This window comes from Amycolatopsis sp. H20-H5, assembly GCF_035828755.1.
Classification (GTDB): Bacteria; Actinomycetota; Actinomycetes; order Mycobacteriales; family Pseudonocardiaceae; genus Amycolatopsis.
On record NZ_JAYMZS010000222.1, the window covers coordinates 1 to 6,334 of the forward strand.

The window sequence follows — 6,334 nt, forward strand, 5'->3', positions numbered from 1 at the left end:
TGCCTCAAAACCCACACCCACTACAACGAAAACACAGCCTGGGCACACCACACCACCACACAAACCAGACAAAACACCACCGCCGCTTGACAAACAAAACCCAGGGATGTCTTCAGGGACAGTCAAAGTTGTGGCGGTTCGAGCTGAGCGTGCAGTTGCGCTGACCGCGCCGAGGGGCGGAATCGGCGGCCGGTCCTATGATCGTCAGCATGTGCGCGCAGATCGTGCTGGCCGAGGACGACGCGAAGCAGGCTGAGCTCGTCCGCCGGTATCTGGAGCGCGAGCACCACTCGGTCGTGGTCGTCGTGGATGGGCGGGCGGCGATCGAAGAGGTGCGCCGCCGCCGCCCGGAGCTGCTCGTGCTCGACGTGATGCTGCCCAAAGTGGACGGTCTGGACGTGTGCCGCATCCTGCGCCGCGAGTCCGACGTCCCGGTGCTGATGCTCACCGCGCGGTCCACCGAGGACGATCTGCTGCTCGGGCTCGACCTCGGCGCCGACGACTACATGACCAAGCCGTTCAGCCCGCGTGAGCTGATGGCGCGCGTCCGGACGCTGCTGCGGCGGACGCGCCTGGCGGACACCGGGACGCTGCTCACCATCGGCACACTGACCGTCGACCCGGTCCGCCATGAGGTGACCCGCGACGGCGAGGTCGTCGACTGCACCCCGGGCGAGTTCCGGCTGCTGGCGGCGATGGCGCCGCATCCCGACCGCGTTTTCACCCGCACGCAGCTGCTGGAACACCTCCACGGCTACGACCGCTACATTACCGACCGCACCATCGACGCCCACGTGCTGAACCTGCGGAAGAAGCTCGAGCGGGACCCGCGCAAGCCCGTCCACCTGCTCACCGTGTACGGGATCGGGTACAAGCTGGCGAGCGGGACGAGGGCGCCGGATGCGCCGTAGCCTGCTCATCCGCCTGCTGGCCGTCTCGGTGCTGGTGGCCGTGTGCTCGATCGCGGCGACGGCGTGGCTGGCCGCGCGGACGGCCACCGGCGCCATCGAGCAGGAACAGGGCCGCGCCCTCGCCGACGACAACCGGATCTACACCACCCTGCTCGACTACGCCGCCACGCATCCGAACTGGTCCGAGGCCGGGCCGGTGGTGGCCAACCTCGCGCGGCAGACCGGCCGCCGCGTCGCGCTGCTCACCCAGGACCGGCGGCCGATCGCGGACTCGGTGGCCAAGCCGGACCCGCTGCCGTCGACGGCCTCGGCGGTGGTCGACCCGCTGGCCGTTGACCCCGCGCTGGTCGCGGACTCGGGCGTGGACCGGGTAGCGCCCGCCGCGCTCGGTCCGTTCCGGCTGCCCGCCGGCGAGCTGACGGAGCTGCGCGGGCGGGGGCAGAAGGTGCTCGCCTGCGTCCGCGGCCGGACCGGCAGTGGCACGCTGACCGAGGCCCCGAATGGGCATCCCCGGATCGAGAGTCCCTACCAGCTCACCGGAGTCGGCTGCGGGGTGTCGTTCCTGTCCGATCCGACGCCCACCGAGGAAACCGCGCTGACCGCGTTGGCCAAACTGGTCGACGACTGTCTTTCGCGCCGGGGGATCGGCCCGGTGAAGCTCAACCTCGACCGGACCTGGATCTCGGCGCCTGCCAAAGGGGCCGACTCCAGCGGGCTGGTCGTGCAGGACACGCAGCAGACGATCCAGGCCTGTGTCACCACTTCCCGGCACGAGCAGCTCGCGTCGTTCGTCTCGCCGTCGGCGCTGCTGTTCGTGACCAGCACCGGCGGTGCGCCGCCGACCACGTTCGACCTGTCGGCGGGCAACCGGATCCGGATCGCCGGGGTCGCGGCGGCGGTGCTGGCGCTGACGATCGTGGTCACCGTGCTGGCCGGGACCAGGCTGGTCCGGCCGCTGCGGGCGCTGACCGGCGCGGCGCAGCGGATGAAGGAGGGCGACGCCTTCGCGCGCGTCGACGTCAAGGGCAAGGACGAGCTCGCGCGGCTGGCGGTGGCGTTCAACGAGATGTCGGCCGCCCGCGAACGGCTGGAGGAACAGCGGAAGGCGATGGTCAGCGACATCGCCCACGAGCTGCGCACCCCGCTGAGCAACATCCGCGGCTGGCTGGAGGCGACCGAGGACGGCGTGAGCGAGCCTGGTCCCGCACTGGTCAGCTCGCTGCTGGAGGAGGCGCTGCAGCTCGAGCACATCGTCGACGACCTCCAGGACCTGTCGATGGCCGACGCCGGGAAGCTCCGGCTGCATCCCGAGCCGGTGTGGCTCGTCGACCTGCTCGCGCAGGTCGAGGTCGCGCACGGCGGCCGCGCGCGCGAGGCGGGCGTCACCCTTTCGGTGCGGGCGGACGACGTCGAGCTGCGGGCCGATCCGGTGCGGCTGCGCCAAGCCGTCGACAACCTCGTCACCAACGCCGTCCGGCACACGCCCGAGGGCGGGACCGTGACCGTGCGCGGGCGCCGGGACGACGGCGAGGTCGTCATCGAGGTCACCGACACCGGCGAGGGCATCGCCGCGGACGAGCTGCCGCAGGTGTTCGACCGGTTCTGGCGGGCCGACAAGTCCCGCAGCCGCCCGGCCGGGGGCAGCGGCCTCGGTCTCGCGATCGTGAAGAAGCTGATGGAGGCCCACGACGGCACGGTGACCGCGGCGAGCACGGCGGGCGAGGGCTCGACGTTCACGCTGCGACTGCCGCCGGCGGACTGAGCCGCCCGCGAGCGATGATTCCGGTCCCCGGCGGGAGTCTCACCTTCGCAACGTCACCCACGAGAGAGTGTGCGCCATGGCCAAAACTGATTCCCGCCTCGAGACCGGCACCTGGTCCCTGGTCCACGCCGAGCGGGCGGCCCTCGCGGCCGACCTCGCGAAGCTGACCGGCGAGCAGTGGACGACCCCGTCGCTGTGCACCGGGCTGACGGTGCGTGAGGTGCTCGCGCACCTCACCTCGGCGGCGCGGCTGAACCCGCCGCGGTGGCTGGCCGGGGTGATCCGCTGCCGGTTCGACTTCGACAAGCAGGTGGCGATGCGCCTGGCCGAGCAGCTGGGCGCGTCCGCGGGCGAAACGCTGGAGCGGTTCCGCGGCGTCGTCACGAGCACGACCAAACCGCCGCTGCCCGTGGTGGCGGTCCTGGGCGAAACGCTCGTGCACGGCGAGGACATCCGGCGTCCGCTGGGTATCCGGCGCGACCATCCGCTCGAGACGATCACCCAGGTCGTCGAGTACTACCAGGGCTCGGACCTCGTCGTCCTTGCCAAGGGACGGATCGGCGGGCTGCGCCTCGTCGCGACCGACGGCGGTTTCACCACCGGTTCCGGGCCGCTCGTGTCCGGCACCACGGTGGCGCTGATGATGGCGATGACCGGGCGCGGGGCGTACTGCGACGAGCTCGAAGGGGACGGCGTCGCGACCCTGCGTGAGCGCTGCGGCGGGGTGTGACGCGGCGGTCGGCGTCTGGGAACGGACACGCGGCGGCGAGCTTCTCGGTCGGCCCTTGGCGCGTGATCACGTTCGGGCAGCAGGCTTTCAGGGAACGGGCGTTCGGGTGAGCTTGAGCGCCAGTGTCGGGCACGCGGCCGCGGCCTGGCGGGCTTCGGCCGTGAGGTGCGCGGGCAGGGGCTGGCGGTCCACGATCGGGTACCCCCATTCGTCGAGGTCGATCAGTTCGGGCAGCACTTCCGCGCACAGTCCGTGGGCGCGGCAGCCGATGGGGTCGACCGTCAGCCGGGTCTCGGTCATGACCTGCCTGCCGAGGTGAGACACGGGCGGCCCGCGGAGTGCGCGGCGGCGTCCGCTTCGAACACGCGCAACGCGCTCGCGGCCAGCCGGACCGCGCCGTCCGGATGGGCGCACGCGCCCCGGCCGGACAGCACGGGAAGCCGTTGCCGCAGCCGTGCGCGTGTCGCGGGGGACGCGCCGGGGCGCGCGAGTTCGGCGAAGTCCGCGGCGACGGCGGGCAGGCCGAACATGCACGGCCCGCACTGGCGGGCGGATTCCCCGGCGAGATAGGCGAGGATCCCCGCGGTTTCCGTGAGCCCGCAGCCTTCCGGCGACAGGACGTGCAGCACGGCGACGCCGAGCGACGCGCCCGCTTCGCGCAGGTGCTCGAAGGTCAGCGGGAGCGCTGCGGCGGCGGGCAGTGGCAGCCAGTTCCCGCCGTAGCCGCCGACCAGCACCGCCCGCGAGGCCGCCGTGGCGCCCGCGCGCTCGATCACCGCGCCGAGCCGGGTGCCCGCCGGGACTTCCAGCACCAGGCCGTTCACCGTGACCAGCGTCGTGTGCGTCCCGCGGTACACCTCGCCGCCCACCCGGACCGCGAGGGCGAGCTGGGCCAGCGTGTCGACGTTGTCGACGAGGGTGGGACGGCCGCGCACGCCGCGTTCGGCGGGCCGGGGCGGGGTGACCGTCGGGCGCGCGTCGCCGGTGGTCAGGAAGTTGACCAGGGCGGACTCCTCACTCGCGACGTACCGGGTGGGCACCCGGCTCACCAGCACCGGCAGCGGGTCCCCGGACCGTTCGGCCAGCGCGGCCAGGACGCTGGCCTCGGCCGGGCTGCCCGCGTGCAGGCAGAGGTGGGCCTCGCGGGCGCCGACGGCGTTGGCGGCCAGCATCAGGCCGTCGAGCACCAGGTGCGGAGCGCGCGAAAGCAGGGTGAAGTCCTTGCGGCTCAACGGTTCGCCTTCACAGCCGTTGGCCACCACGATCGGTGACCGGCGGCCGCGGACGGCGCGCAGCTTCACCGCCGTGGGGAACCCGCCGCCGCCACGGCCGCGCAGCCCGCCCGACTCGGCGGCCGCCACCACGTCGGCGTGCCAGGGGATCGGCCCGTAGCGCCGCCGGTGCCCGGCGAGGTCGAGCCGCCCTTCGGTGAGCACACCGAGCACGGGGAGGGGACGTTCGAGGGTGTTCACCGGTTACCTCGCTCGGATCGGGGCAGGCTTGCGGGCCTCGGTATCGGGATGGGTGGCGAACGCCCGGCAGGCCACCGCGATCACCACGGCGAGCACGCAGAGGCTGTCGAGCGTGAGCACCCAGGCGCGGTTCCCGTCCGCTTCGGCCATCCCGAAGCCGTGCACCACGGCGATGGGCCAGCAGAGGTAGGACAGCCAGTGCACGGCGCGCCAGGCGCGCAGCGGCATCCGCGTACGGAGCAGGCTGGTGATCAGGACGGCGAGCAGCACGTCCAGCGCCAGTGTGCCCAGGCCGAGCCAGAACGGCTGGTAGGACGAGACGAACGGGACCACGACGTCGACCCAGCGCAGCGAGACGTACGAGTCGAGCACGGCGGTCGCGATGTGCACCGTCAGGAACGCGACGCTGAGCAGGGACAGGTTCCGGTGGAGTTCGGCGACCGCGAACCGGGCCCACGCCGGGCTCTGGACGCGCCCGGAGGTCAGCGTGCCGAGCACCATCGTGGCGGTGAACAGGACCAGCGCCACCAGTCCGGTCGCGCGGCTGACGTACCAGAGCGTCATGCCGCCACCCCGCGGGTTTCGTCGGCGGGCCAGCCGCCGACGACGTGGACTTGGCCGTCCACGCCGACGAGCCTGGCGGGCAGCCGTCCCGTCGCAAGCCAGGACGGGGCCGCCGAACCGAGCACGATCGCGCCGGTGGTCGCGGTGTTGGCGTCCACACAGGACAGTGCGGCCGCGCTCACCGTGCGCCAAAGGGCCACCGGGACGTCCCCGGTGCGGGGGTCGACGATGTGGTGCACCGTGCGCCCGGCCCGCCGCCAGGTGCGCTGGGTGATGCTGGACGTCGCCAGGCCGCCGGAGCGCAGCGTCACCGGGACACCGTGCTCCGCGGCGCGCGCGTGGTTGTCCCCGACGGCGATCCGCCAGCCGCCGGGAGGGGGCGGGCCGTCGGCGCGGAGGTCGCCACCGAGCCCGACCAGCACCCCGGCGCCGGTCCGGCGGGCGATCGTGACGGCCGCCCGGTCGGCGGCCAGCGCCTTGGCCGTCGCGCCCAGATCGAGCAGGACACCCCTGGGCAGCACGACCTCGCCGCGCGCCGGGTCCAGCAGCACGCGGTGCCAGCCGGGAACCGGCCCGGCCGGGCCGACCGCGGCCGCGCTTTCACCGGCCACTTCGGGAAAGTCGCGGTCGTAGCCGAGTTCGCGCACCGCGGCGCCGACGGTCGGGTCGACCAGGCCTTCGGTCAGCCGGGCCGCCCGCAGTGCCACCCGGATCGCCTCGAACAACAGCGGGCCGACCCGGGTGGCGCGACCGGCGGACTCGTGCAGGCGTGAGATCTCCGAGTCCGCACGGAACCGGCTGCAGGCCAGGTCGAGTTCGGCCAGCCCGGCCCGCAGCAGGTCTTCCGCCCGGCCGAGCCCGGCGGGGTCGGTGACCAGCAGGACCGCGGTCGTGC

The 6,334-nt window shown here is 73.2% G+C and carries 7 protein-coding genes; 3 read left to right on the forward strand and 4 right to left on the reverse strand.

Translation table 11 applies throughout. The features are described from left to right. Nucleotides 1-209 precede the first annotated feature (209 nt). The 3 genes from QMK34_RS46560 (at nt 210) to QMK34_RS46570 (ending at nt 3,403) form a co-directional block, all read left to right on the forward strand. The gene (locus QMK34_RS46560) at nt 210-911 is read left to right on the forward strand and encodes a response regulator transcription factor (RefSeq protein ID WP_326421415.1); all 702 of its coding nucleotides are present in this window, start codon (nt 210-212) and stop codon (nt 909-911) included. Beyond that, the gene (locus QMK34_RS46565) at nt 901-2,673 is read left to right on the forward strand and encodes a sensor histidine kinase (RefSeq protein WP_326421417.1); all 1,773 of its coding nucleotides are present in this window, start codon (nt 901-903) and stop codon (nt 2,671-2,673) included. Before QMK34_RS46560 ends, QMK34_RS46565 begins: the two co-directional genes overlap by 11 nt. A 76-nt stretch (nt 2,674-2,749) precedes the next feature. After that, the gene (locus tag QMK34_RS46570) at nt 2,750-3,403 is read left to right on the forward strand and encodes a maleylpyruvate isomerase family mycothiol-dependent enzyme (RefSeq protein WP_326421418.1); all 654 of its coding nucleotides are present in this window, start codon (nt 2,750-2,752) and stop codon (nt 3,401-3,403) included. Between the two features lie 87 nt (nt 3,404-3,490). Here QMK34_RS46570 and QMK34_RS46575 read toward each other — a convergent pair whose 3' ends face one another. From QMK34_RS46575 to QMK34_RS46590, 4 genes are all read right to left on the reverse strand, one after another. Beyond that, on the reverse strand, nt 3,491-3,703 hold the full coding sequence (locus tag QMK34_RS46575) for a ferredoxin (RefSeq protein WP_326421419.1): 213 nt from the start codon (nt 3,701-3,703) through the stop codon (nt 3,491-3,493). Next, complete coding sequence (locus QMK34_RS46580; protein WP_326421421.1) at nt 3,700-4,875, reverse strand: NADH-ubiquinone oxidoreductase-F iron-sulfur binding region domain-containing protein; 1,176 nt, start codon at nt 4,873-4,875, stop codon at nt 3,700-3,702. Before QMK34_RS46580 ends, QMK34_RS46575 begins: the two co-directional genes overlap by 4 nt. Before the next feature lie 3 nt (nt 4,876-4,878). Further along, nucleotides 4,879-5,439 (reverse strand): ferric reductase-like transmembrane domain-containing protein, encoded by a 561-nt coding sequence (locus QMK34_RS46585; RefSeq protein ID WP_326421423.1) that lies wholly within the window; start codon nt 5,437-5,439, stop codon nt 4,879-4,881. Next, nucleotides 5,436-6,334 (reverse strand): FAD:protein FMN transferase (locus QMK34_RS46590; RefSeq protein WP_326421425.1); only part of this gene is annotated, 899 nt, incomplete at its 5' end. The genes QMK34_RS46585 and QMK34_RS46590, both read right to left, overlap by 4 nt.

Coding starts and splice junctions, on each gene's coding strand:
- QMK34_RS46575 (WP_326421419.1), bottom strand. CDS start 3,703: ATGACCGAGACCCGGCTGACGGTCGACCCCATCGGCTGCCGCGCCCAC.
- QMK34_RS46585 (WP_326421423.1), bottom strand. CDS start 5,439: ATGACGCTCTGGTACGTCAGCCGCGCGACCGGACTGGTGGCGCTGGTC.
- QMK34_RS46570 (WP_326421418.1), top strand. CDS start 2,750: ATGGCCAAAACTGATTCCCGCCTCGAGACCGGCACCTGGTCCCTGGTC.
- QMK34_RS46560 (WP_326421415.1), top strand. CDS start 210: ATGTGCGCGCAGATCGTGCTGGCCGAGGACGACGCGAAGCAGGCTGAG.
- QMK34_RS46565 (WP_326421417.1), top strand. CDS start 901: ATGCGCCGTAGCCTGCTCATCCGCCTGCTGGCCGTCTCGGTGCTGGTG.